At 60.9% G+C, this 24,732-nt stretch carries 23 protein-coding genes; 8 read left to right on the forward strand and 15 right to left on the reverse strand.

Annotated features, from left to right (window positions below):
• Positions 1–98 precede the first annotated feature (98 nt).
• Both PH552_RS17580 and PH552_RS17585 read left to right on the forward strand, forming a co-directional pair.
• Complete coding sequence (locus tag PH552_RS17580) at positions 99–1,049, forward strand: lytic transglycosylase domain-containing protein (protein WP_112342274.1); 951 nt, start codon at positions 99–101, stop codon at positions 1,047–1,049.
• Between the two features lie 141 nt (positions 1,050–1,190).
• Positions 1,191–3,461 (forward strand): FdhF/YdeP family oxidoreductase, encoded by a 2,271-nt coding sequence (locus tag PH552_RS17585; protein WP_285166199.1) that lies wholly within the window; start codon positions 1,191–1,193, stop codon positions 3,459–3,461.
• 77 nt (positions 3,462–3,538) lie between these two features.
• Here the strand turns inward: PH552_RS17585 and PH552_RS17590 are convergent, their stop codons facing one another.
• The 7 genes from PH552_RS17590 to putA form a co-directional block, all read right to left on the reverse strand.
• Complete coding sequence (locus tag PH552_RS17590) at positions 3,539–4,612, reverse strand: ABC transporter ATP-binding protein (RefSeq protein ID WP_183764108.1); 1,074 nt, start codon at positions 4,610–4,612, stop codon at positions 3,539–3,541.
• Position 4,613: 1 nt separating this feature from the next.
• Complete coding sequence (locus tag PH552_RS17595) at positions 4,614–6,545, reverse strand: glycoside hydrolase family 127 protein (RefSeq protein WP_183764111.1); 1,932 nt, start codon at positions 6,543–6,545, stop codon at positions 4,614–4,616.
• Between the two features lie 24 nt (positions 6,546–6,569).
• Positions 6,570–7,433, reverse strand: coding sequence for a carbohydrate ABC transporter permease (locus PH552_RS17600; protein ID WP_183764155.1), 864 nt, complete (start codon positions 7,431–7,433; stop codon positions 6,570–6,572).
• Positions 7,434–7,441: 8 nt separating this feature from the next.
• A complete protein-coding gene (locus PH552_RS17605) occupies positions 7,442–8,359 on the reverse strand; it encodes a carbohydrate ABC transporter permease (protein ID WP_183764114.1) in 918 nt (305 codons plus the stop codon).
• 67 nt (positions 8,360–8,426) lie between these two features.
• Entirely contained in the window at positions 8,427–9,665 is a 1,239-nt protein-coding gene (locus PH552_RS17610; protein WP_183764117.1) for an ABC transporter substrate-binding protein, read from the reverse strand.
• 45 nt (positions 9,666–9,710) lie between these two features.
• The gene (locus PH552_RS17615; protein ID WP_348647369.1) at positions 9,711–10,667 is read right to left on the reverse strand and encodes a LacI family DNA-binding transcriptional regulator; all 957 of its coding nucleotides are present in this window, start codon (positions 10,665–10,667) and stop codon (positions 9,711–9,713) included.
• Between the two features lie 289 nt (positions 10,668–10,956).
• Complete coding sequence (gene putA, locus PH552_RS17620) at positions 10,957–14,661, reverse strand: trifunctional transcriptional regulator/proline dehydrogenase/L-glutamate gamma-semialdehyde dehydrogenase (RefSeq protein WP_113249758.1); 3,705 nt, start codon at positions 14,659–14,661, stop codon at positions 10,957–10,959.
• A 182-nt stretch (positions 14,662–14,843) separates the two neighbouring features.
• Here putA and PH552_RS17625 point away from each other — a divergent pair, with 182 nt between their 5' ends.
• Entirely contained in the window at positions 14,844–15,305 is a 462-nt protein-coding gene (locus tag PH552_RS17625; protein ID WP_112342267.1) for an Lrp/AsnC family transcriptional regulator, read from the forward strand.
• Between the two features lie 158 nt (positions 15,306–15,463).
• On the forward strand, positions 15,464–15,730 hold the full coding sequence (locus tag PH552_RS17630) for a hypothetical protein (protein WP_112342266.1): 267 nt from the start codon (positions 15,464–15,466) through the stop codon (positions 15,728–15,730).
• A 40-nt stretch (positions 15,731–15,770) separates the two neighbouring features.
• Here PH552_RS17630 and PH552_RS17635 read toward each other — a convergent pair whose 3' ends face one another.
• Positions 15,771–15,956 carry a 4-oxalocrotonate tautomerase gene (locus PH552_RS17635; RefSeq protein WP_112342265.1) on the reverse strand — a complete coding sequence of 62 codons (186 nt, stop codon included), beginning with the start codon at positions 15,954–15,956 and terminating at the stop codon, positions 15,771–15,773.
• Between the two features lie 129 nt (positions 15,957–16,085).
• On the opposite strand from PH552_RS17635, the gene PH552_RS17640 reads away from it, so the two are divergent.
• The 3 genes from PH552_RS17640 to vapC all read left to right on the forward strand — a co-directional run bounded on the left by PH552_RS17640 (position 16,086) and on the right by vapC (position 17,721).
• Positions 16,086–16,970 carry a LysR family transcriptional regulator gene (locus PH552_RS17640; protein ID WP_112342264.1) on the forward strand — a complete coding sequence of 295 codons (885 nt, stop codon included), beginning with the start codon at positions 16,086–16,088 and terminating at the stop codon, positions 16,968–16,970.
• A 119-nt stretch (positions 16,971–17,089) separates the two neighbouring features.
• Positions 17,090–17,323: a type II toxin-antitoxin system VapB family antitoxin gene (gene vapB / locus PH552_RS17645; RefSeq protein ID WP_112342263.1), complete on the forward strand. Its 234-nt coding sequence runs from the start codon at positions 17,090–17,092 to the stop codon at positions 17,321–17,323.
• Positions 17,323–17,721: a type II toxin-antitoxin system tRNA(fMet)-specific endonuclease VapC gene (gene vapC, locus PH552_RS17650; protein ID WP_112342262.1), complete on the forward strand. Its 399-nt coding sequence runs from the start codon at positions 17,323–17,325 to the stop codon at positions 17,719–17,721. The genes vapB and vapC overlap by 1 nt, the downstream gene beginning before the upstream one ends.
• A 75-nt stretch (positions 17,722–17,796) precedes the next feature.
• Here the strand turns inward: vapC and PH552_RS17655 are convergent, their stop codons facing one another.
• Positions 17,797–18,681 (reverse strand): LysR substrate-binding domain-containing protein, encoded by an 885-nt coding sequence (locus tag PH552_RS17655; RefSeq protein ID WP_112342261.1) that lies wholly within the window; start codon positions 18,679–18,681, stop codon positions 17,797–17,799.
• Positions 18,682–18,807: 126 nt separating this feature from the next.
• On the opposite strand from PH552_RS17655, the gene PH552_RS17660 reads away from it, so the two are divergent.
• Positions 18,808–19,668, forward strand: a complete 861-nt coding sequence (locus tag PH552_RS17660; protein ID WP_183764120.1) for an urea carboxylase-associated family protein — start codon at positions 18,808–18,810, stop codon at positions 19,666–19,668.
• A gap of 115 nt (positions 19,669–19,783) precedes the next feature.
• On the opposite strand, the gene PH552_RS17665 is transcribed toward PH552_RS17660, so the two are convergent.
• The 6 genes from PH552_RS17665 to thiC all read right to left on the reverse strand — a co-directional run bounded on the left by PH552_RS17665 (position 19,784) and on the right by thiC (position 24,668).
• On the reverse strand, positions 19,784–20,131 hold the full coding sequence (locus tag PH552_RS17665; protein ID WP_112342259.1) for a hypothetical protein: 348 nt from the start codon (positions 20,129–20,131) through the stop codon (positions 19,784–19,786).
• Positions 20,132–20,287: 156 nt separating this feature from the next.
• A complete protein-coding gene (locus PH552_RS17670; RefSeq protein ID WP_112342258.1) occupies positions 20,288–20,899 on the reverse strand; it encodes a thiamine phosphate synthase in 612 nt (203 codons plus the stop codon).
• Complete coding sequence (locus tag PH552_RS17675) at positions 20,896–21,669, reverse strand: thiazole synthase (protein WP_112342257.1); 774 nt, start codon at positions 21,667–21,669, stop codon at positions 20,896–20,898. Before PH552_RS17675 ends, PH552_RS17670 begins: the two co-directional genes overlap by 4 nt.
• 2 nt (positions 21,670–21,671) lie before the next feature.
• Positions 21,672–21,869 carry a sulfur carrier protein ThiS gene (gene thiS / locus PH552_RS17680; protein ID WP_112342256.1) on the reverse strand — a complete coding sequence of 66 codons (198 nt, stop codon included), beginning with the start codon at positions 21,867–21,869 and terminating at the stop codon, positions 21,672–21,674.
• On the reverse strand, positions 21,860–22,840 hold the full coding sequence (thiO, locus tag PH552_RS17685) for a glycine oxidase ThiO (protein ID WP_112342255.1): 981 nt from the start codon (positions 22,838–22,840) through the stop codon (positions 21,860–21,862). The genes thiS and thiO overlap by 10 nt, the downstream gene beginning before the upstream one ends.
• A gap of 1 nt (position 22,841) precedes the next feature.
• On the reverse strand, positions 22,842–24,668 hold the full coding sequence (thiC, locus tag PH552_RS17690) for a phosphomethylpyrimidine synthase ThiC (RefSeq protein ID WP_183764123.1): 1,827 nt from the start codon (positions 24,666–24,668) through the stop codon (positions 22,842–22,844).
• Positions 24,669–24,732 lie beyond the last annotated feature (64 nt).

Below are 24,732 nucleotides of genomic sequence, written 5' to 3' on the forward strand. Positions count from 1 at the left end.
GCGCTGGCTGTCGCGTGAGAGGTTTTCGCTTCCGTCGATCGATGATATGAAGAGGCCGCGAAGTTGCGATCGGTTGGTCTCGGACGGATATCGCTTATATGGCAGGCAGGCAGTATCGGGCAGGCTTCGTCGGCATCATCGTCGCTTTTGCGGTCGCATTTGCCATTAGTGCCCTTGCTTACAGCCCCGCAATCGCTCAGCCGGAATGGCGAGTTGCGCCTCCCGTCTGCATTTCCGGACCGATGACGACGAAGACGGGCGAAACGCTGTGCCTGCGCAAGGACAGCTACAATCGCGATCTGTGCACGGCCATCGAATATTTCGCTCATACCAACCATCTGCCGCCGGATTATCTCGCACGGCTCGTCTGGCGCGAAAGCCTGTTTCGCTCCGATGCCATCAGCCCCAAGGGGGCGCGAGGCATCGCGCAATTCATGCCGGGAACGGCGAAGCTGCGCGGCGTTCGCGACAGCTATGATGCGCTTGAAGCGCTCGGCAAGGCGGCGACCTATCTTGATGAGTTGCGCGACCGTTTCGGCAATCTCGGTCTTGCTGCTGCTGCGTATAATGCCGGTGAGGGCGGTCTTGCCAATTTCCTCAATGCCGGCGGGCTTCCCTATGAGACGCGTAACTATGTGAGCGCGATCACTGCTCACAGTGTCGAAGAATGGCGCGACGATCCGCCCGATATCGCAGCCCCGGTGCTGGATAAGAGCAAGCCGTTCGTCGATTCCTGCGTCGCGCTTGCTCAGAGCCGGCGCCTGAAACCGACGCCTTTTGAGCAGGAGCGGCCCTGGGCGCCATGGGGCGCGCAATTGGCCGAGCATTTTCAGCTGGATGCCGCGCGGCGCCTATTTACCGCGAATATCCGCAAGTTGCCGTCTCCGCTGAATGCCGAAAAGCCCTTGATCGTACGTCAGCGCAATGCCGATTTCGGCCGCCGAGTCCGCTATGCGGCGCGCATAGGGCGGCAAACACGGGAAGAAGCGGATGCCGTATGCACTCAGATCCGGCAGCAAGGCGGCTCCTGCCTGGTCTTCAGGAACTAGCGCTTTGCATGGGTTCATCGCCGGTGGCGATTGTTCGATCCATCACCGCTTGATTGTGCTTTACTCCCTGATGTCGCAAGCTTATTTCTTGTAGGCCCGACCTTTGGGAGGAAGCCGTTTGGGTAGCCGAAGGAGCGTATGATGGCGCAGAAGCGTGAAGTCCCCGGTATTCGTCCCTACAACAGCCCTGCCGGCGGTTGGGGTGCATTGAAGGCCACGGCCAAGGCGGTGCGCCAGCAGATGGACATCACCGAGGCGCCGGGCCTTCTCCTGCGCACCAACAAGCCCACAGGCTTCGATTGCCCGGGGTGCGCATGGCCCGACAAAGAGCACACCTCCACCTTCCAATTCTGTGAAAACGGTGCCAAAGCGGTTACCTGGGAAGCGACGAACAAGCGTGTAACGCCGGAATTCTTCGCCGAACACACGGTCAGCGAACTTCTGACCTGGAGCGACTACGAGCTCGAGAATGCCGGCCGATTGACCCATCCGATGGTCTATGATCGGGCATCCGACACCTACCGGCCGATTGCCTGGGAAGATGCTTTTGCCCGCATCGGCGAAGTCATGCGCAGCCAGCCCGATCCCGACATGGTCGAATTCTATACATCCGGCCGCGCTTCCAACGAGGCGGCCTTCCTCTTCCAGATCTTCGCGCGCGAATACGGCACCAGCAATTTCCCCGATTGCTCGAACATGTGTCACGAGGCGACCAGCGTCGGTCTGCCGCAATCGATCGGCATCGGCAAGGGCACCGTATCGCTCGACGATTTCGACGAATGCGATCTGATCATCTCCATGGGGCACAATCCCGGCACCAACCATCCGCGCATGATGGGCACGCTTCATGAATGCTCGCGGCGAGGCGTGCCGATCATCGTCTTCAACCCTTTGAAGGAGCGGGCGCTGGAGCGTTTTGCCGATCCGCAGGATCCGATCGAGATGGGAACCTTCAGCTCGACCCGGATCGCCTCGTCCTATTATCAGGTGAAGATCGGCGGCGATGCCGCCGCGCTCAAGGGCGTCATGAAGGCAGTCCTGGCGCTGGCCGAAACCTCTCCTGACGTTCTCGATCACGCCTTCATTGCCGAACACACCGCCGGCTTCGACGCCCTTGTTGCCGATATCAGCCAGACGGAGTGGGCCGATATCGAGCGGGTTTCGGGTCTTGCCCGCGCCGATCTGGAAAGGGTAGCGGAGATCTATGCCAAGTCGAAGGCAACGATCGTTGCTTATGGCATGGGCATCACGCAACATGCCAAGGGGACGGCGAATGTCCAGCAGATCGCCAATCTCTTGCTGCTGCGCGGCAATTTCGGCAGGTCCGGTGCCGGCATCTGCCCGCTGCGCGGCCATTCCAACGTGCAGGGCAATCGTACCGTCGGGATCACCGAGAAGCCGACGCCCGCATTGATCGAGGGCATCGAACGGGCATTCGGTTTCACCGCGCCGGCTCATCATGGTCACGATGCCGTCGCCGCCATGCAGGCGATGGCGGAGGGGCGCTCCAAGGTGCTCATCTGCCTCGGCGGCAATTTCTCGATCGCGCTTCCCGATCCGGACTTGTGTGCCGAGGCTATGCGCAAGCTCGATCTTGCCGTTCATATGAACACCAAGCTCAACCGCTCCAATCTGCTTATTGGCAAGGAATCCTTCCTGTTCCCCGTGCTTGGCCGCACCGAGCAGGACGTTCAGGCGACCGGCGCTCAATCGGTGACGATCGAGGATTCCATGTCGATGGTGCATGCGTCGCGCGGGCGGCTGAAGCCGGCCTCCGATCAGCTGCGCTCGGAACCTGCGATCGTCGCTGGAATAGCGCAGGCGACCCTGCCGAACAGCAAGGTCGCCTGGATGGAGCTCATCACCGACTACGATCTGATCCGCGACAAGATCGAAGTGGTCTATCCGGATTTCGCCGACTATAACGAGCGCATCCGCGTGCCGGGTGGCTTCCGCCTGCCGATCGGTCCGACGGAGCGGGTCTGGAAGACGCCTTCCGGCAAGGCGGAATTCAAGCTGTTTTCCGGCCTCAACGAAGATATTTCGCTCTCGGACGGGACGATCCTCAAGCTGGCAACGATCCGCAGCCACGACCAGTACAATACGACGATCTATGGCCTCGACGACCGCTATCGCGGCGTCTTCGGCCGCCGCGACGTTCTGTTCATGAACGATAGGGATTTGAAGGCGAAAGGGCTGGAACACGGTGATCTCGTCGAGATCGAGACCGCGCTTCCCTCAGGCGGCAAGCGGCTCTTGAAGCTGACGGCGATTTCCTACGATATTTCCGAGGGCTCCGTCGCTGCCTATTACCCGGAGGCAAATTGCCTGATCCCGATCGACTACCAGGACAAGGAAAGCGGCACGCCGTCGTATAAGTCCGTTCCGGTGCGGGTCAGCAAGGCGGCTTGAACCTCTCACAGACATTCAACCATCAGCGGCTGTCTCAATGGCAGCCCGATGAGTTAGCGGATTAAACAGACGAGATTCTACCGCAGCCGTCCTCCCTGCTTGTCGAAATAGCGTCGACGTTCGGGCGGGCAATGCAGATGGAGCATATCGCCGCGCTCGATCTCCGGTCCGTCGCGATATTCGGCGATGATCGCCTGGCCGTCCTCTGTCTGACAGTAGAGATAGCGGGTGCCGCCCAGATATTCGGTGACGTCGACTGTTACCCGCACGGCGTCGGCCGCATTTGGCGCGACGACGAAATGTTCGGGGCGCATGCCAAGCAGGATCTTTTCGCCCGCTGAGGGCTTAGTCTGTGAAAGGTCGACCTTCATGCTGCCGTTTCCGACCGTCGCTGTCCCGTCGCCGGACCACGTTGCTTCGATCATGTTCATCCTTGGCGAGCCGATGAAGCCGGCCACGAAACTGTTGGCCGGATCCTCATAGACCTCGCGCGGACTGCCCACCTGCTCGATCCGGCCGTCCCTCAGCACGACGATCCTGTCGGCGAGCGTCATGGCCTCGGTCTGGTCATGGGTGACATAGATCATCGTATTGCCGAGTTCGCGATGCAGCCGGGCAATTTCGATGCGCATGGAGACGCGAAGTTCCGCGTCGAGGTTAGAGAGCGGCTCGTCGAAGAGAAAGACATCCGGTTCGCGAACGATGGCGCGTCCGATGGCGACGCGCTGACGCTGGCCGCCGGAAAGCTGTCCCGGGCGGCGGTCCAATAGATGGTCGATCTTGAGGATCGCGGCGGCGGAGCGCACGCGTCTTTCGATTTCGGATGCATCGGTCCGGGCCATTTTCAGCCCGAAACCGAGATTGTCACGAACGCTCATATGTGGGTAGAGCGCATAGGACTGGAAGACCATGGCGATGCCGCGCTCGGACGGATCGAGATCGGTGACATCTCGGCCCTTGATGGCGATCTCGCCGTCGGTCACTTCCTCCAGCCCGGCAATCATGCGCAGCAGCGTGGATTTGCCACAGCCGGAGGGGCCGACGAAGACGACGAAAGCGCCTTCCGGTATGTCGAGATCGATGCCATGAATGACCTCCAGCCCGCCGAAACTCTTGCGGACGCCGGTCAGGCGCATGCCGTTCTTCGTCATGTCAGGCTCCGCGCTGCAGCTGATCGGCGCGGATCCAGACCAGCATCTCGCCCGGATCGCGATTATCCCAGAGATGATAGGGCACGAAACGCGCAGTGGAGGCGGTCCTTTTCGGTGATGTGGTCCGGTAAAGGTCGGAGCCCCAGTCCGCCTCATCGCGCATGACCGAAACATCGAGCGCCACCGCCCCCTCCAGTGCGGCAATTTCCGTTGTCTTGGCGGTGGCCGGATCACTCGAAAGCGAAATGCCGTTGAGGTCATGGCCATTGTCGGTGGTTTCGACGCAATAGACGAGCGGACCCCGCATCAGGGCCGCGCGTCCGGCATCCTGGCGGACTTTTGGATTGGCAAACAGCGTGCGCGGGATCAGCGGAAGGGTGAGGTCGACGCTGTCGCCCGCCTTCCACTCGCGCTCGATGCGGGCATAGCCATCGACGGTGATCGCTGCCAAATCGACCGGTGCACCATGGATTGCGAGCGTCGCGCCCTCGGCCCATTCGGGAATGCGCAGCGATAGTGCGAATTTGGCTGCGCGATCTGGATTGACCTCGAAGCGAATGGCGCCGTCCCATGGATAGCGCGTCGTCTGGGAAAGCTGCACGTTCACGCCGCCAGCGAGTGGCACGCGGGCCTTGCTCTCGCCGTAGAGGTGGACGGCGATCTCATTGTCGGCCGCGGCATACATATAGGAGCCGACGGAGGCGAGCAGGCGCGCGATATTGGGCGGGCAGCAGGGGCAATGGTGCCAGGTCCAGCGATGATGCTTGCCGGCGCTCTCCAGCGGGTTTTCGTAGAAGAAGGTCTTGCCGTCCTGCGACAGACCCGCCATGGCACCGTTATAGAGCGCCACTTCCATGATATCGGCATAGCGGCGGTTCGGGCCGCGACCGAGCATGCGGCTGGCCCAGAAGACCAGGCCGACGGAGGCGCAGGTCTCGGCATAGGCGCTTTCGTTCGGCAGATCGTAATAGTCGGTGAAGCCTTCGTTCGAGGCAGCCGGCCCGATGCCGCCGGTCACATACATCTGCTTGGTCGTCAGATCGTCCCAAAGCGTCTCGAGTGCTGCAGTCAGCGTATCGTCGTTATATTCCGTAGCAATATCGGCCATGCCGGAATAGAGATACATGGCGCGCACGGCATGGCCGACGACCTTGGTCTGTTGGCGCACCGGCAGGTGCGACTGGCTGTATTCGTAGGTCTTCTGCACGAAATTCTTCGGATCGCGGCCGTCGCGAAGCGCTTCCTCGGTGAAGAAATGCGGTTCCTGGCCGCGCTCGTCGATGAAGTATTTGGCGAGATCGAGATACTTCTTCTCACCGGTGACGCGGCCGAGCTTGACCAGTGCGAGTTCCACCTCTTCATGGCCGCAATAGCCGCGCAGCTGGCCTTCGCCATGGCCGAAAACGGTGATCATGTAATCGGCAAAACGGCTCATGATGTCGAGCAGCTTGCGCTTGCCCGTCGCCTGGTAATAGGCGACGGCCGCCTCGATCAGATGGCCGGCGCAATAGAGTTCGTGATGATCGCGCAGGTTGGTCCAGCGACGGCCCGGCTGAACGCGCTGGAACCAGGCGTTCAGATAGCCGTCCTCCTGCTGCAGCTTCTCATACATGTCGATGATGGCGTCCGCACGCGCCTCCAATTCGGTATTGGGGCGGCGATAGAGGGAATAGGCGATGGTTTCGATCGACTTGCCGAGATCGCTGTCCCAGAACATCTGCGTCGAGCCTGACCAGGTCTGCAAGGGAATGACGATGCCAGGGCTTGGTTGGTCGACGTCGATGGCCTTGATCATGCCGGCCTCGACGCAGCGGTCGAGCAAGGTTGCTGCGGTGGAATTGCAGATGGCATCCTGGCGAGCGCCGAAAAGGCCAGCAAGCTCGACATTCGGAACGGGCAGGGGGCGAAACTGGCGGCTTTGCTTGTCAGACATGGCTTTGATCCGTTGTTGAAAGGGTTATTTCACCGCGCCGGCCATGAGCCCGCGCATGTAGTAGCGTTGCAGAAGCAGGAAGACGATGACGCAGGGGATGGTCATGACGGCGATGCCGGCCTGGACCGCACCCCAGTTGACGGCACCGAGGCGACCGGTCCTAACGGCGATCATCAGCACCGGCAGGGTGAATTTCTCATTGCTCGACAAGAGCACCAACGCGGCCAGGAACTCGTTCCAGGCATTGAGGAAGGCGAAGATCGCAACGGTCGCGACACCCGGCAGCACCAAGGGGAAGAGGACGCGAAAGAGAAGCTTCAGATCGCGTGCGCCGTCGATGCGTGCCGCTTCCTCGATTTCCTTCGGCACGGCGTCGAAGGCGTTGCGCATCATGAAGACCGAGAAGGGAAGCTGCAGCGTCACATAGACGAGCGTCAGCCCGATCAGCGAATTGTTGAGGCCGAGCCGTGCCAGGATGATGAAGAGCGGTGTCAGGATTGACTGGAAGGGGATCATCAGCGTTGCGATGATCAGGATGAAGAGCGCGCCCTTGAAGGGAAAGCGATAGCGCGAAAAGCCATAGCCGGCGAGCAGGCTGACGATGACGGTCAGAAGCACGGTTGTGACGGAGACGAAGAGCGAATTCAGCGTGTGCTGAATGACCCCGGCGCCGAAGCCATCGAGCGAGCGATAGGCGTCGAAGCTGAAGCCGGTCGTCGGCCACGGCGGCAAGGGCGGAAGGCTGGCTTCGGTTCCATGCCGGAATGACGACAGCAGTGCGATGGCGAACGGCGCGAAGAAGAAGATAACGATGACAACGCCGATGCCGTGATAGCCGATGCCATTTAAGAGCTTGCGCCTTGCGCGGCGTTCCTTTGCGGTGGTCATGGCCTGGATCATTGCTTGTCCTCCCCGACACGCAGCAGCCAGAGCTGGACGATGCTGATCAGCACCAGGATGACGAGGAGCGCGATCGAGAGTGCCGCGCCATAGCCGAGATTGAAGGACACGAAGGACTGGTTGAAGATGTAGTAGACGACCGAGATCATCCGGTTCTGCGGGCCGCCTGATGTCATGATGTAGAATTGATCGAAGGCAAGCACCGAGCCGGTGATGGAAATGATCAGCGCCAGCGCGATCGTGCGGCGCATCAGCGGCAGGGTCAGATGCCGGAAGCGCTGCCAGCGCTTGGCGCCATCGATGCGAGCGGCCTCAGTCAGTTCGGAGGGGATTGCCTGCAGGCCGGTCAGCAGAATGATCATGGTGAAGCCAGCGATCTTCCAGACCACCATGACGATGATGGTTGCGAAGGCCATGTCGAAATCGGCAAGCAGGTTCGGTCGCTTGTCGACAAGACCAAGCGCCATTGCCACGGGTGCGAAGAAGCCGGCGTCGACATTGGCGAGCCAGACCCAGAGCAGCGAGGCCGTCGCGAGCCCGACGACGACGGGAAGGAAGATGATCGTTCGGTAGAAGCCGACGAAGGGCTTGTGCTTTTCGACGAAGAAGGCGAGCGGAAAGGCGACGGCGAAGATCGCGATGGTGACGACGACGGTGTAATAGGCGGTAAAGCGCAGCGCCCCCATGAAACGCACGTCCGAGATCATGCGGACATAATTGCCGAAGCCGATCCAGCGGGGATTGCCGAGCAATGGCCAGTTGTGGAAGCTCATCCAGAAAGTAAAGACCACGGGCAGCACGAAGAAGACGATAACGAGCGCCATGGCCGGCGCTATGTACAGAAACCCATGCCAGCCGGCACGCTTTCGCCGTTTTCGCGGACGCGCGGTTGCGATAGCTCCAGGGCCAGCCATGGAATGCTCCCGATGTTGCGATGGAGGGACCGGGGAGTGTCGAAGCCCCCCGGCGTTCATGGGTCGATTATTGTTGCGCGTTGTCGATGATCGACTGCATCTCCGATTGGGCATTGGAGAATGCACCATCGACATCGCTTCCGAAGATGGCTGCGTTGGTGAAGCCCGCCCAGGGACCGTTGGCGCTGTTGATCAGGTCATTGAATTGCAGCGTATAGGGCGTCTTGGCGACGGCGATCGCCTTCAGGCCGACCTGCATACGGGGATCGAGACCCTGCAGCACCTGGTCGGCGATATCGCCGCGTGTCGGAAGGCTACCGTATTTCGCCATGATCTTCTGTCCCTCGAGCGAATAGGTGTATTCGAGGAACTTCTTCACGGCATCGAGCTTCTTCGTGCCTTTGGAGATGACGAAATTGTCGCCGCCGGCAAAGGAGGACGGCTTGCCGTCGACGCCGGGGATCAGCGTCACGCCGAAATGGATATCGGGATATTGCGTGATCAGCGTGCCGATCGAGAAGGCGCCGATGCTCTGCTGACCGATCTTGCCGTTGCTGATGCTGAGGAAGTTGGCGCCGGTGTCGCTTGCGGCTCCCGCCGGCACCAGATCCTTCTTCACCAAATTGCGGTAGATGTCGACCGCCTTGCGCATTTGCGGCGTGTCGAGCGTCGCCTTCTTGCCATCTTCCGAGAGAATGTCGGCGCCGGCACCCCAGACGAGCGGCGTAAAGGTGAAGATCATGCACCCGCCGCAGCCGCCGCCAGAGAAGTAGAAGCCGTAGGTATCGCTTCCGAGCGCGCGGATCTTTTCGGCATTGCTCGTGATCTCGTCCCAGCTGGTCGGCGCCTTTTCAGGGTCGAGGCCCGCCTTTTTATAGAGATCCTTGTTCCACGCAAAGACCGAGGTCTCGACGGAGAGCGGCAGGCCATAGATGTGGCCGTCATAGGTGCCGAGCTTCACATGCGAGGGCGAAAGCGAATTGAAATAGGGCAGGCTCTTGGCCCAGTCCGTCAGATCCTCCAGCTGGCCGGCCGCAGCGAAGGCCGGCGTATAGATGAGGTCCATCGACAGGGCGTCGGGCGCCTGGCCGCCGGCAATGGCCGTGGCATATTTCTGCACGAGTTCGGCAAAAGGCACTTCCGTCAGCGTGACCTTGTCGTCATGGCCGGCATTATAGGCCTCCACGACCTTTTTGAAGGAATCGCCAATGCCGCTTCGCACCCACATGGAGATGTTTTCGGCAGATGCGGCGGATGCAAGGCACAAGGATATGAGGCCGGTTGCGGCCAGAAATCGCTTCATCATGTTCTCCTCCCATAGGGGTACTCCCGTCAGCCCCTTTTTCCTCTATCAACGATCGGGGCTTCCCCCGCATGATTGCCGCACGACAAGCTCGCAGGGCAAAGTTCTGATGCCAGGTTCGACGCTGCGCCCTTCCGCAAGCGCGAGAACCGTCAGCCCGGCCTCGCGGCCAAGCGCCTTGAGATTCATGTCGACCGTCGTCAGCGGCGGCCGTGTCTGGGCGGCGACGATGTCCCAATTGTCGAAACCCACCACCGAGACGTCCTCCGGCACCCGCACGCCGCGCTCGCGCAGCGCATCGACGACGGCGCGGGCGATCTGGTCGTTGCCGCAGAAGATCGCGTCCGGCTTTGCTCCGGCCGCGCTCCAGAGCTGCGCGACGGCCTCGTGTCCCCAGGCCTCGGACCACATTCCGTACATGACCGGCAGCCGGTCTCCGGCGAGGTCGCGATAGGCCTTGGCGCGCTCACGCACCGAGACGAAGCTTTCAGGGCCGGTCACATGGGCGATCCGGCGTCGGCCGAGCCCCTGCAACCATTCAACAGCAAGCGCAGCCCCCTGATAGTCATCCGCACAGAAGGTGACGCTTCCCGGTGCGCCTTCGGTGAATGCGTAGATCACCGGAACCGGCAGGTTGGAGAGATCGACAGGCAGGCGGCGGTCGATCCGCTTTCCCGAGGCGATGATACCATCCACATGCTTATCCAACATGGCGTCCACATGAACCTTTCCAAGCGCCGGATCGTCCTCGATCGTGCAAAGAAAGACCGAGACGCCGTGATCGACAAGTGCTTCCGTGATGCCGGCCATGACCGGCAGCGTGAAGCGACCGTATGTATCATTTGTCAGAAGACCGATCGTAAAGGTGCGATTGCTGAGCAAGCCCCTGGCCAAGGCATTCGGACGGAAGCCTATGTCGGCGGCAGCGCGCTTGACCCTCTCGCGCGTCTCGTCGCCCATGCGGCCGGTATTGTTCAAAGCCTTGGATGCCGTTGAAATGCTCACACCTGCAGCCGCCGCAACGTCGTGAATCGTTGCGCGTCCGCTTTTCGCACGCTGATTTTCCAGATGTCTTCTCCCAGTCAGTTTTCATGAGAAAAGCTTTTCTCTAGGCGAGAGTCAATATGAGAAAAGCTTTTCTCAAAAATTTCTGTACAGAAGAGAAGGAGGTCCGGAAGCTGGATGTGGGCCGTAGCGAATTTGCAGGTCACTGCAGATGTGCGCCATGAAAACGAAGCGGCGGCTGAGACACTGTCGGTCCGGCCGCCGCGTAAGTTCTAGATCGCTGTCAGCTTTAGCCGATCGTCATCAGGCTGGCATTGCCGCCGGCAGCCGCGGTGTTGATCGATGTCGTCACCTCTTCGAGCAGCCAGTTGAGGCAATAGGCATCGGTGTTCTTGGCAATTTCCTCGCTCGACGCAGCCTGTGTGAGAACCAGCGGACCGGGGATAGCCGAGATCGTCTTGATCGCCTGCTGGACGCGTGCTGCATCACCTTCGATGAGAGCGCCGGCAAACGGTCCATCCGCTGTCCAGTCTTTCGTCCAGGAAATGCGGTTTGCGATCTGCGCCGGCAGGCCATCGAGCTCTTTATGCAAGCCGGATGCTGCATCGATGACGATCGAATTGCCTGTTGCAAGGCCTGCGGCGATTTGGACATGCAGGCCAAGTGCTGTCTGTGGAGCGAGCAGGATTCTCCCTCGCGGATGCAGCGCATAGAGGTTCATCTCGCCGACCGGGCCTTGCAGCTCGGTATTGAAGCCGAGCGACGACTGGGCGGTGACGGCGCGCGCCTGTTTGGCCGCATCCGCAGCGCCCTTGCTTTCGAGCCAGGCGATGAACTGCTGTGCAGCCGGATCAGCCTGCACGGAGGCATCGCGCAACGGTTCTGTCGGGGAAGCTACCAGACGGCGCAAATACATCGGGCCACCAGCCTTCGGGCCTGTGCCTGAGAGGCCGCGGCCGCCAAAAGGCTGGACGCCGACGACAGCGCCGATGATGTTGCGGTTGACGTAGAGATTGCCGGCGCGGACGCGCTCCGTGACATGGGCGATCGTATCGTCAAGCCGGGTGTGCAGGCCGAAGGTCAGGCCGTAGCCGGATGCATTGATGGCGGCGATGAGCTTATCCAGCCCCTTACGCTGATAGCGCATGATGTGAAGGACCGGGCCGAACACCTCGCGCTTCAGATCGCTCAGCTTCTTCAGCTCGATAATGGTCGGAGCAACGAACGTGCCCTTCTCAGCGCTTTCGGGAAGGTCGAGCTGTTCGACGTTGCAGCCAAGCTTGCGCATGCGTTCGATATGCTCGTCGATGCGACGCTTGGCGTTGTCGTCGATGACGGGGCCGATATCGACGGCGAGCTGGTCGGTCTTGCCGACGGAGAGCTCGCGAAGCGCGCCGCGCAGCATGGCCAACGTGCGGTCGGCGACTTCCTCCTGCAGGCAGAGGACGCGCAGGGCCGAGCAGCGCTGACCGGCGCTGTCGAAGGCCGAGGCGATGACGTCGCCGACCACCTGTTCGGCGAGGGCAGAGGAATCGACGATCATGCCGTTCTGCCCGCCGGTTTCGGCGATCAACGGGATCGGCTTGCCGAATTTGGAAAGCCGCTCGGCCAGCTGCGCCTGGATCAGGCAGGCAACTTCCGTGGAACCGGTGAACATGACGCCGGCGGTTTCGGGAGCGCCAACGAGGGCGGCCCCCATTTGTCCGCCGCCCGGGACAAATTGCAGAACATCGCGCGGAATACCGGCCTCATGTAGGATGCGGACGCCTTGGGCTGCGATCAGCGGTGTATTGCCGGCCGGCTTCGCAACGACTGGATTGCCCGCGACCAAAGCGGCCGCGATCTGGCCGGTAAAGATCGCCAATGGGAAGTTCCATGGGCTGATGCAGACGACGGGGCCAAGGGGCACGCTCTCCGGCTTCAGTATTTGGCGTGCCTGAGCGGCGTAATAGCGAAGGAAATCGATCGCCTCCCTAATTTCGCCGACCGCGTTTGCGGCCGATTTGCCGGCTTCGCGGATGGTCAGGCCGACGAGAACAGGCATCTCGCTCTGCATGAGATCGGCAGCACGCTCAAGGATCGCGGCGCGCTCATTAGGGTGCACGGCTGCCCAACGCTCGGTAGCCGCGGCCGCAAACCGCATGACGTCGGGTGCATCCTCCGGCTCCAGTTCTGTGACATGGCCAACAATATCGGCGTGGTCGGCAGGATTGAGGACGGCGCGGCCCACGCCGCGTTCGGAGCCATCGGCGAGAAGCGGCTTGGCGGTCCAGTCTCTGGCTGCCGAGGCTTGTAGCTGCGCGGATAGGTCGGTGAGCGCTGCTTCATTCGAGAGATCGACGCCGGCGGAATTCCGTCGCGCGCCGCCGAACAGATCGGCCGGGAGAGCGATCTTGTCGTGCTGCGCGCCGACTACGCTCATGGCGCGCACGATCTCGACGGGATCGGCAATCAGCTCGGAAACGGACACGGCTGGATCGGCGATCTTGTTGACGAAAGAGGAGTTGGCGCCGTTTTCGAGCAGGCGGCGGACAAGATAGGCGAGCAGCGTTTCATGGGTGCCGACCGGCGCGTAGATCCGGCAGGGGCGATTGAGATTTTCGGCGCCAACCACCTCTTCATAGAGTGGCTCGCCCATGCCGTGCAGGCACTGGAATTCGTATTTGCCGACCGCAAAATCGTCCCCAGCCATATGGTAGATTGTGGCCAGGCTCTGCGCATTATGGGTGGCGAACTGCGGGAAGACCACGTCGGTCGCGGCCAGCAGCTTTTTGGCGCAGGCAATATAGGAGACATCTGTGTAGATCTTGCGGGTATAGACAGGGAAGCCTTCGAGGCCATCCAGCTGCGCGCGCTTGATCTCGGCGTCCCAATAGGCGCCCTTGACGAGGCGGACCATGAGGCGATGCCCCGAGCGGCGGGCAAGATCGATGATGAAATCGAGGACGAACGGGCAGCGCTTGCCATAGGCCTGGACGACGAAGCCGATGCCGTCCCAGCCGGAAAGATCCGGATCGAGGCACAGCTCTTCCAGCAGATCGAGCGAGAGTTCCAGCCGATCCGCCTCCTCGGCATCGATGTTCAGGCCGATATTGTAGCGCTTGGCGAGCAGCGCCAGCGCCTTTACCTTCGGTAGAAGCTCGCCCATCACCCTGTCGGCCTGCGAACGCGAATAGCGCGGGTGCAGCGCGGAGAGCTTGATGGAGATGCCGGGGCCTTCATAGATGCCGCGGCCGGCCGAGGCCTTGCCGATCGCATGGATGGCGTTTTCATAGTCGCGATAATAGCGCTCGGCATCGGCGTGGGTCGTCGCGGCTTCGCCGAGCATGTCGTAGGAATAGCGGAAGCCCTTCGCTTCGAGCGCACGTGCTCGTTTCAATGCTTCATCGATGGTCTCGCCGGTGACGAACTGTTCGCCCATCATGCGCATGGCCATGTCGACGCCGCGGCGGATGACGGGCTCGCCGGCGCGGGCGATCAGCTTTGTCAGCGCGGCAGAAAGGCCGCCTTCGTTGACGGTGGAGGTCAGTTTGCCGGTGACGACGAGGCCCCAAGTCGCGGCATTGACGAACATCGAACGGCCGCCGCCCAGATGCGACCTCCAGTCACCGCCGGCGATCTTGTCTCGGATCAGCGCATCGCGCGTCGCCGTGTCGGGAATGCGCAGCAGCGCCTCGGCAAGGCACATCAGTGCGACGCCTTCCTGGCTGGAGAGGGAATATTCCTGCACCAATCCCTCGACGCCGTCGCCCTTGTGTTTGGCGCGCAGCACTTCGATCAGCTTCCTGGCTGTCTTCTTCGCCGCTTCGCGCGTCGCGTCCGGCAAGGTCGCCGCTTCGACGAGGAAGGGCAGGCACTCGGTCTCGGGGCGCCTGTAGGCGGCAGTGATCGCCTGGCGAAGCGGGCTCTGCTCACGAATGGGCGGTGCGAAATGCGAAAATGGGGCAGCGTCCGGAGCTGGTTCTTCAGTGGCGAGCTTGGCAGAGACAGTCATGATAACCTCAAGGTGCAAGGGTCCCGATGGCTTGTGGGCGTCGGCGATATCGCCCACGCAGCCCTCCCGTTGCTTCGACGCGAACATACTTCATTCCAGAAAAGCATTCCGCCTTGAAACCGCGGCTTTCCAGTCATATTGAACTTCAATAGCGCTTATTTCAAATAGGAATGCCTGCAAAAATGACCAAATCCAGTGAAATTGACCAGTTCGACCAAAAGATCCTCGATGCACTCGTCGAAGACGGCCGTATGTCGATCACGGAGCTTTCAGAGCGGGTCGGCCTTTCCAAGACTCCCTGCCAGGCGCGCCTGAAAAAACTGATCGATTCCGGCTATATCGATGGCTTCAAGGCCATACTCAATCCGATCAAGCTCGGCCTCGATCACGTCGCCTTTGCCGAGGTGAAGCTGACCGATACCCGCGAGGAAGCTTTGCTCAGCTTCAACAACGCCGTCAAGAAGATCAAGGAAATCGAGGAGTGCCACATGATCGCCGGCCGCTTCGACTATCTCCTCAAGGTGCGGACCTCGGATATCCGCCGCTACCGCATCGTTCTCGGCGAGAAAATTTCCAGCCTGCCTTTCGTGGCTAGCACATCCACCAATGTGGTGATGCAGTCGGTCAAGGAAAACTGGTCGTGAAGCCGCTTTGCCCGTCGTGCGCGTTCTCACGCGCTGGATGAGCCCCCCATCAGCCAACTCATCTTGCTGGCTAAACAATGGTCTAGATTTTGCCATCCGAATCGGATCATTGCGAGGTGCTAAAATAAGTAAGCCAGAATAGTTGAGATGGAGTGGGCATGGAGATCAATGCCGGCGATCGCGACCTTGTCGAAGTCATGAAGCGGTACTTTGCTGTCAAGGCCGAGGTCGAGGACGTGAAATCCCGCCTGGAGGCGGCAAGGCAAGAGAGTGGCGAAGAGATCGGCACATTCTACAATCCGCGCACCAATCCGAACCATGCAGCCGACATCATCCGTTCCCACGCTCTCAAGCAGGAGATGGTGCGCTTGATGGATTGGGCCGAAGCCTGGGGACGCCGGAATCTGATACCGGACGAGGCCTGACGGTCAGCTACGATCGCCAGGCCATCATCGTGAAATCGGATCAATTATCGGATTTCAGTTTGCCCGCCGTCGCCCAGGACTCCTTCGAAATCTCGGTGATGACGATTTCCACCGATTCCGGCGGGCAGACGAGCGTTTCGACGGCGACCCTGGTCGCTTCGCGAACAAAGGCGCGTTTCTGGTCCTGTGTGCGTCCGGGGTGCATTTCCAAGCGAAGGATGGGCATGGTGACTCCTGATGGATTGGGGCGATAGATTATGGCGCTTGACCTCAAGCACCACGGACTATCTTGCAAAACCGGTGAGTGATAAATACGCCCGCATTTGCTTCACTCCAAACTTATAGGTATGCAATCGTGGATAAATTGGCCGGCATGGCGATGTTCGTCAGGGTGGTCGAGCATGGCAGCTTCGCCGCCGCGGCCGACATCAGCCAGGTGTCGTCAGCCATGGTGGCCAAACATATCAAGACGATCGAGCAGCGGCTCGGCGCGCGCCTGCTACACCGCACGACGCGTCGTCATCAACTGACCGAGGTCGGCAAGCTCTATTATGAGCGCTGCAAGACGGTGCTGGCGGAAGTCGAGCTTGCCGAATCTTCGGCATCCGAACTGCAATCGGTGCCGCGCGGGCGCTTGCGGCTCGTCGCGCCTGTCAGTTTCGGAACGCAAAGCCTCGTGCCGGCGCTTGTCGACTATCTGCGTGAGAATCTCGAGGTCAGTGTCGACCTGGCGCTCGACAACAATCCGCATGATCTGATCGGCGAGGGATATGAACTCGGCTTCCATATCGGCGAGCTAACGGATACCAATCTGGTCGCTCGCCCGCTGAGGCCCTACCGGCGCATTCTCGCGGCGTCGCCGGATTATCTGGATCGTTGCGGCAGGCCGCAAACCCCCGAGGATCTCGCCAATCATATGTGCCTCGGCCATTCCTATTGGCGCCTGCAGGGCCGCTGGCATCTCGTCGGCCCGGAGGGAGAAGTCCGCGAAATCGCCATAAAGGGCCGGTTCACCACGAACCAGGGCGGGGCTCTGCGCGTTGCCGCCCTGCATGGAGCCGGTATCGTGCTGCAGCCGGAATTGCTGCTCGCAGCCGATCTCGATGCCGGCCGGCTTGAGCCGGTGCTGCCGCAATGGTCTTACAAGCCGACACCGATGCATCTGGTCTATGCGCCGGATCGGCGTCCGACGGCCATGCTGCGTAGCGTCATCGATTTTCTCGTGGCCCGCTTCGGTTGACGGCCGATCCTCTTTCGCCGGCTGCCGATAGCAATGGTCCGGATGGCGGCACCTTGATTTTTGAAGTTTGCGGAGTTAAGTATATCCCAGTTGCATATCCCAGCATCGGGAGGCGGAACATGGCGAGTTCGACTGTATTCATCAGCAATCGAAGCCAGGCGGTGCGCCTGCCCAAAGCTGTCGCATTCCCTGAAGACGTGCATCAGGTCGATATCCTGAAGATCGGCCGCAGCCGTATGATCGTCCCGCAGGGCAAGCGCTGGGATGATCTCTTCCTGCATGGTCCCCGTGCCAGCGACGATTTCCTGGGTGAGCGAGAACAGCCGGTGGCGGAAGAGCGCGAGTCCTTTTGATGCTGGCCTATATGCTCGATACCAATATTTGCATTTATGTGATGAAGACCTATCCGCCCGCCGTCCGGGAGAAGTTCAACGCGGTAGCAGAACAGCTTTGCATATCGAGCATAACACTTGGTGAGTTGCACTACGGCGCCGAGAAGTCAGCCCGGCGCACGGAAAACCTGACTGCCATCGAGCATTTCGTGGCGCGGCTGGAAGTTCTGCCTTTCGACGCTAGGGCAGCTGCGCATTATGGACAGGTCCGGGCCGAGCTGGAAGGCGCCGGAACTCCTTGTGGTCCGCATGATATGCAGATCGGCGCCCATGCCCGCAGCGAGGGACTGATCGTGGTGACGAACAACATCAAGGAGTTCGTCCGCATGCCCGGCCTCCGGGTGGAGAATTGGGTGTAACCATCGCCGCGAACGCAATGGCCTTCCTGCAAACAGCGAAAGGCCTGACCCCTGCAATTCGTCTAATCGGTCTATTTACAGATCCGTCGCCGCAACGGCTTCGCCGGTCGCGGCAATCAGCCATTCGCGAAAGATCCGCGCCTCATCGGAAAGTCGGCTGGCCTCGAGCAGCCAGTAGGATTTCTCCGTGTCCGACGGCGTATTGAACAGGGTGACCAATGTCCCATTGGCCAGTTCCTCGGCAATGAGTGCGGTCGGGCAAAGACCAACGCCCTGTCCCCCGACGACGGAACCGATCATCAGGCTGAAATCGGCAAAGATCGGGCCGGGTTTCGGAGGCCGGTGGATGCCCTCAAGGGCGAACCAGCGTGTCCAGGCTGCTGTCGTTTCATCGTGCAGCAGATCCAGATCGAGAAGATCGGCCGGCTTCCTGATCGGGCCACGACGACGCTCGTATTCTGCCGCGCAGGTCGGCCTCGTTTCCGCAGTCAGAAGCGAGATGGCGTTTGCACCGGGTTTCGGGCCATGGCGTATCAGCAGATCGACGCTTGCCGCTTCCGGCGTCACCGCATCAAGTGCATAGACGATATTGATATGGATCTCGGGATGTTTCTTCCTGAATTCAGGCAATCGCGGTATCAGCCAGCGGGTGGCGACGGAAGCAATACATGCGATGCTGACTGGCCTCTCATTGCCATTCAGCCGCAGCTGCCGAGCGGCGATCTCGATATGTCCGAGACCATTTGCGACTGCCGTCCCGAAATCGCGGCCCGCCATCGTCGCCGTCACGCCGCGGGCATGACGCGTAAAGAGCTTGACACCCAGCCATCCCTCCACTGTGCGCACATGCTGGCTCACTCCCGCAGCCGTGAGATTGAGTTCGCTCGCCGCCTTGGCGAAGCTCTCGTGACGGACGGCTGCCTCGAAGGCGCGAAGGGAGGCAAGCGGGACATGTTGCATCGTTCAAGGCTAAGTAAAACTTAGCCAAAGCACAAGCGCAATCAACGTTGCGCGGAAGCTTTATATCCTTACATTGCAGGCAAACCAGTGGTTCGGCTCTCAATCGGTAAGGAATGAAACGTCGCTATGGACAATCTTTTTGATACGCCTGTTCCCGCGGATGCCGAGGAGCGTCGCCGCAAGCCGCCCGTCGTCGTCTATCCGAACGGGACGCTGCCGCCGGCCGACATGGATGTGCTGCGTGCGGCCCGCCAAGACATGGCCAAGATAGAGGACATCATCGTGCCGCCGCGCGATGGCGGCAGCTTTCGTGTGCCGAAGGGGCATTTCTTTCGCATCGTCGGCATGGAGGGCTCGCAGGTCGGCGATCTCAATCTGTGGAATGCCGATGATCTTTCCGAACGGTTCTTCAGCGGCAAGACCCGTGCGCTGCACGGCACGCATGTCGGCGTCGGGGACAGGTTATGGAGCAATCTGCCCTACCTGCGGCCGATGGCGACGATCACGCACGATACGCTCGGCTGGTACGGTTTTGATGCGGATGGAGCCGGTATCCACGATGTCATCGGCACGCGTTGCGATCCCTATACGAACCGGCTGCTGAACGGCGGCGATTATCACCGTTGCTGCCATTCCAACCTGTCGCGTGCTCTCGCCAAGGAGCTGAATATTTCCGTCCAGGACGCCGAGTTTCACGTCCACGATGTGCTGAATGTCTTCATGTGCACCGGTTTCACGCGCGACACCTATCAATATTTCATGAAGGCAAGTCCGGTGCGGCCGGGCGATTTCATCGAGTTCTTCGCCGAGATCGATCTTCTCGGCGCGCTTTCGGCCTGCCCGGGCGGCGATTGCGGCAGCGAGCATTCGAGCGATACGGTGCCCTGCTATCCATTGCGGGTGGAGATCTGGCGTCCCGAGCCTGCACGCCTTGCCGGCAGGGTTTTTCCGGAGCGCAACGCCTATCCCCGGACACACGGCCTGTAATCCGATCGTCCGAAAGGCTTCAAAAAAACATTTGCCGGCGGTTTCGTCCGCCGGCAATCCCAAAATCGTCCGTCAAGCCAAGCATCCGTCAGAAGGCAGATGCTCAGCGGATTGCTTAGTTGCACACGCGAACGCGTTCGTAGTGCCAACCGTCGTCATAGGCGTTGTCGACCTGACGATCCTCGTACCAGCACCTCGGCGGAGGCGCTTCGTACACCGGGCCTCTGTTGGCAAGGGCGCCACCGACGATCAGGCCGCCGAGGAGACCTGCGGCGACGCCGCCTGCGATCGCGCCACCATTGTGGTGATGATGGTGGCGGCGCCAGTCACCATCGCCACGCCAGTCGCCGCGATAGGGCGGGCGACCGTCGTAATACTGCGCCTGTGCGCTGCTGACCGGCGCCAACGCACCGCCGACGACCGTGGCAGCCAGCAAAACCGTGAGAATCTTCTTCTTTATCATGACTACCTCCAAAGCAGTCTTCTTGCTCAGCGAATGCGCGAGTCAATTAATCAACGTCCCGAGCATGATTATGTTCAGCTGAATATATCATGAATGTGCCGTTCATCGGGCAAAGGATTGGGAAATCGAGGCCAGAACAGCGGTGCCGGTACGAGCTCAGTGCGGAGGCAGCCGTCGCGTCGCTCCTATCCACTCAAGGGCCCGCGATTCGGGGTCGCTATTGCGGGTGATATCCGTCACGACAGCCGCGCTGTCGGCGCCATGCCCGAAGACGCCGGCAAGGCGCTCGACGGTCAATCCGCCGATCGCGACAAGTGGGAGATTGCCGATGCAGCTTTTCCATTGGCCGATACGCGCAAGACCCTGCGGCGCCCAGGCCATGGCTTTGAGAATGGTCGGATAGATCGGTCCAAGCGCGATGTAATCGGGCCCGGCAGCCAGTGCCGTTGCCAGCTCCGCCTCGTCGTGAGTCGAGAGCCCCAGCTTCAATCCGGCGGCGCGAATGGCAGCGAGATCGGCGTCGGCAAGATCCTCCTGGCCGAGATGGATGAAATCGCAGCCTTCTTCGATCGCGAGCTGCCAATAGTCGTTAATGATCAACTGGCATCCATATGCGGCACAAATTGCCTTCGATTCGCGTATATCGGCGCGGATTTCCGCCGGCATACGATCCTTGATGCGTAGCTGCACCAGTTTGACGCCGAGCGGCACCAGCCTCTTTATCCAGGCGGCGCTGTCGACGATCAGATAGAAGGGATCGAGTATCATGAGAAAACCGCCTTTCCGATGACCGGTGTCGATGGCACCGCCATATCGCGCGGCTCGAGCATGCCAGCGGCGAACGCCTGTCTGCCGGCATCGATCGCCTTGGCAAAGGCTTCCGCCATCATGGCCGGATCGCCGGCGCCGGCGACGGCCGTATTGAGCAGCACGGCATCGAAGCCGAGTTCCATGACGGTGGCCGCGTGCGAGGGCCTGCCGATGCCGGCATCCACGATCAACGGTATTTCCGGAAAATGTGCTCGCATCGATCGCAGGGCGGAAAGATTGAGAGGACCGGCCGCCGTTCCGATCGGCGCACACCAGGGCATCAGCACCTTGCATCCCGCCTCCAGCAGTCGTTCGGCGACGACGAGGTCGTCCGTCGTATAGGGAAAGACCTCGAAACCCTCGTCGGCAAGGATTCTCGCCGCCTCCACCAGCGCGAAGACATCCGGCTGCAGCGTGTCGTGGTTGCCGATGACTTCGAGCTTGATCCAGTTGGTCCGGAAGACCTCACGTGCCATCTTCGCTGTCAGCACCGCCTCGGAGACGCCGTGGCAGCCGGCGGTATTGGGCAGAATGCGAACGCCAAGTCCACGAATCATCTCGAAGAACGCACCGCCATTGCGGCCGCCTGCCGTTTCCCGGCGCAGCGATACGGTGACGATTTCGGTTGCCGAGCGCTTGACGGCCTCCGCCAGCACGGCCGGAGAGGGATAGCGCGCCGTGCCGAGAAGAAGATGCGATGTGATACGGGTTCCGTAGAGTTCGATCATGGTCAGCCTCCCTGCATTGGCGTCAGGATCTCGATCCTGTCATTGTCGGCCAAGGCGTGGTCGTCGCGTTCTTCGCGATGGATGAGTTCGCCATTGACGGCGGTTGCCAGCCACTCGCCTTCGTATTCGAGCGCGGCGAGAAGCTGCGAAAGCGTGGCTGCCTCGACGATCTGTGTTTCGCCATTGATGATCAGGCGCATTGGCGGCTCCTGTCGTTGTTGTGTCCGGAAAAGAGGAGATCCGCGGCCTCTGCCGCCATCGCCGGCGCGAGAAGGAAGCCGTGGCGATAAAGGCCGTTGATAAGAATGGTCTTGCCCTCCCGCGTCACGCGCGGAAGATTGTCTGGAAAGGCGGGACGAATGCCGGCCCCCGTTTCGACGATGGCGGCGTCGGCAAAGGCGGGATGCAGCGCATAGGCGGCGTTCAAAAGTTCCATCAGCGAGCGGGCGGTGATCGGTCCCTCGAAATCCGTCTCGATCATCGTCGCGCCGATCATGAACAGACCTTCGCCGCGCGGCACGATATAAACGGGAAATCGCGGATGCAGCAGCCGGACGGGCCGCGCAAGGGCGACCTCCTGCGTCTGTAGATAGAGCATTTCGCCGCGCACACCCCGCAATTCCCTGCTCTCGCCGACATTTGCAGCGCCCGTGCAGTCCATGACGCCGGAAAATCCGGCATCATTCGCGATGCGATCGACAAAGGTCACACCCTTCGCCGAAAGAGTGCCCTTCAACGACTGCAAGACGTCGCGAGGATCGAGATGTGCTTCCTGGGGGAAGAACAGGCCATGCCTGAAGCGACCGGCAAGGAAGGGTTCGAGGGCGGCAATTTCGCGCTCATCGATCCAGCGATAGCCTGTCGTGCGGCTGGCGAATCGCTTCAGCTCGTTTTGATCTCGGTTCGGCGCGACGACGAGCGTCCCGTTGCGGACGACCTTGCCGGGCAGAATCGCGTCCCAACGATCGGCGGAATCGCGTCCGCGCTCCAGCACGGGCTCATCGGCACTTTCCCGTTCGCACCATGGCGCCAGCATTCCGCCGGCAAGCCATGAGGCTGCTCGGCGGAAATTCGCATGGGGGTCGGCAACCGTCACCTCGGCACCGCGGGCATGCAGTTCGTGGGCGACGGTGAGGCCGGCAACGCCGGCCCCCTTGACGAGGATGCGCATGTCACTCGGCCGGCTGGGTGGAGGTTTCCACCGGCATATAGAGATCGCCGCCCTCGCGATATTTCGCCGCCATCGCTTCCAGTCCTTCCTTCTGCGCCTCGGCGCGGATGTCGTGTGAAATCCGCATGGAGCAGAATTTCGGCCCGCACATCGAGCAGAAATGCGCAACCTTGTGAGCTTCCTTCGGCAGGGTCTCGTCATGGAAGCTGCGGGCGGTATCCGGATCGAGCGAGAGGTTGAACTGGTCCTCCCAGCGGAATTCGAAGCGGGCGCGCGACAATGCGTCGTCGCGGACTTGCGCTGCTGGGTGTCCCTTGGCGAGGTCGGCCGCATGGGCGGCGATCTTATAGGTGATGACGCCTGTCTTGACGTCGTTGCGGTCGGGCAGGCCGAGATGCTCCTTCGGCGTGACATAGCAGAGCATCGCCGTCCCGAACCATCCGATCATGGCAGCGCCGATGCCCGAGGTGATGTGATCGTAGCCCGGCGCGATATCCGTCGTCAGCGGTCCGAGCGTGTAGAAGGGCGCCTCGCCGCAGACGGCGAGCTGCTTGTCCATGTTCTCCTTGATCTTGTGCATCGGAACATGGCCGGGGCCTTCGATCATCACCTGGCAGTCTTTTGCCCAGGCGATCTTCGTCAGTTCGCCGAGCGTTTCGAGCTCGGCAAACTGCGCGGCATCATTGGCATCGGCGATCGAGCCGGGGCGCAGGCCGTCGCCGAGCGAGAAGGAGACGTCATAGGCCCGGCAGATATCGCAGATTTCCTCGAAATGCTCGTAAAGGAAGCTCTCGCGGTGATGATGGAGACACCACTTGGCCATGATCGAGCCGCCGCGTGAAACGATGCCGGTAACGCGATTGACTGTCAGCGGGATGTAATGCAGCCGCACGCCGGCATGGATGGTGAAATAGTCGACGCCCTGTTCGGCCTGCTCGATCAGCGTGTCGCGATAGATCTCCCAGGTGAGCTCTTCGGCAATGCCGCCGACCTTTTCCAGCGCCTGATAGAGCGGGACGGTGCCGATCGGCAGCGGCGAATTGCGGATGATCCACTCGCGGATATTGTGGATGTTGCGGCCTGTCGAAAGGTCCATGACGGTATCGGTACCCCAGCGGGCGGCCCAGACCATCTTCTCGACTTCTTCCGCCATGGAGGAGGTGACGGCGGAATTGCCGATATTGGCGTTGATCTTCACCAGGAAGTTCCGGCCGATGATCATCGGTTCGCTTTCCGGGTGATTGATGTTGGCCGGGATGATGGCCCGGCCGGCCGCGACTTCCTGGCGGACGAATTCGGGTGTCACATGATCCGGAATATGGGCGCCGAAGCTCTCGCCGTCACGAATCAGGGTCTCGGCTTTCGCCTTGCGGCCGAGATTCTCGCGGATGGCGATGAATTCCATCTCGGGCGTGATGATGCCGGCGCGCGCATAGGCAAGCTGGGTGACGGCCTTGCCATCCTTGGCGCGCAGCGGCTGGCGCTTGGCCGGAAATTCCGGTGTCAGCCGTTCGCCGGTGACGAAGCCATTGTCTTCGGGACGCACATGCCGGCCTTCATAGGCCTCGACATCGCCGCGTGCGAGCACCCAGCTGCGGCGGAGCTGCGACAGGCCCTGTTCGATGCTGATATCGGCACCCTCGATGGTATAGGGGCCGGAGGAATCGTAGACGATAACAGGCGGCTCACCCGATGTCGGATGGACGCTGATCTCACGCATCGGTACGCGGATGTCGGTATGGATATCCCCGGGGACGTAGATCTTTCGAGAGGCCGGCAGCGGACCGGTCGTGACCGTCGGGATGAGGTTCTTTGCGGCAATGGTCATGGTTTGAGGCTCCAAGTTGCGGTTGGAGACCCAGTCAATCAGCCGGAATGATGATAAGACGCCG

Origin of the sequence: Rhizobium aureum, from assembly GCF_030182495.1 — a bacterium.
In the GTDB taxonomy this organism is placed as follows: Bacteria; Pseudomonadota; Alphaproteobacteria; order Rhizobiales; family Rhizobiaceae; genus Rhizobium; species Rhizobium tropici_C.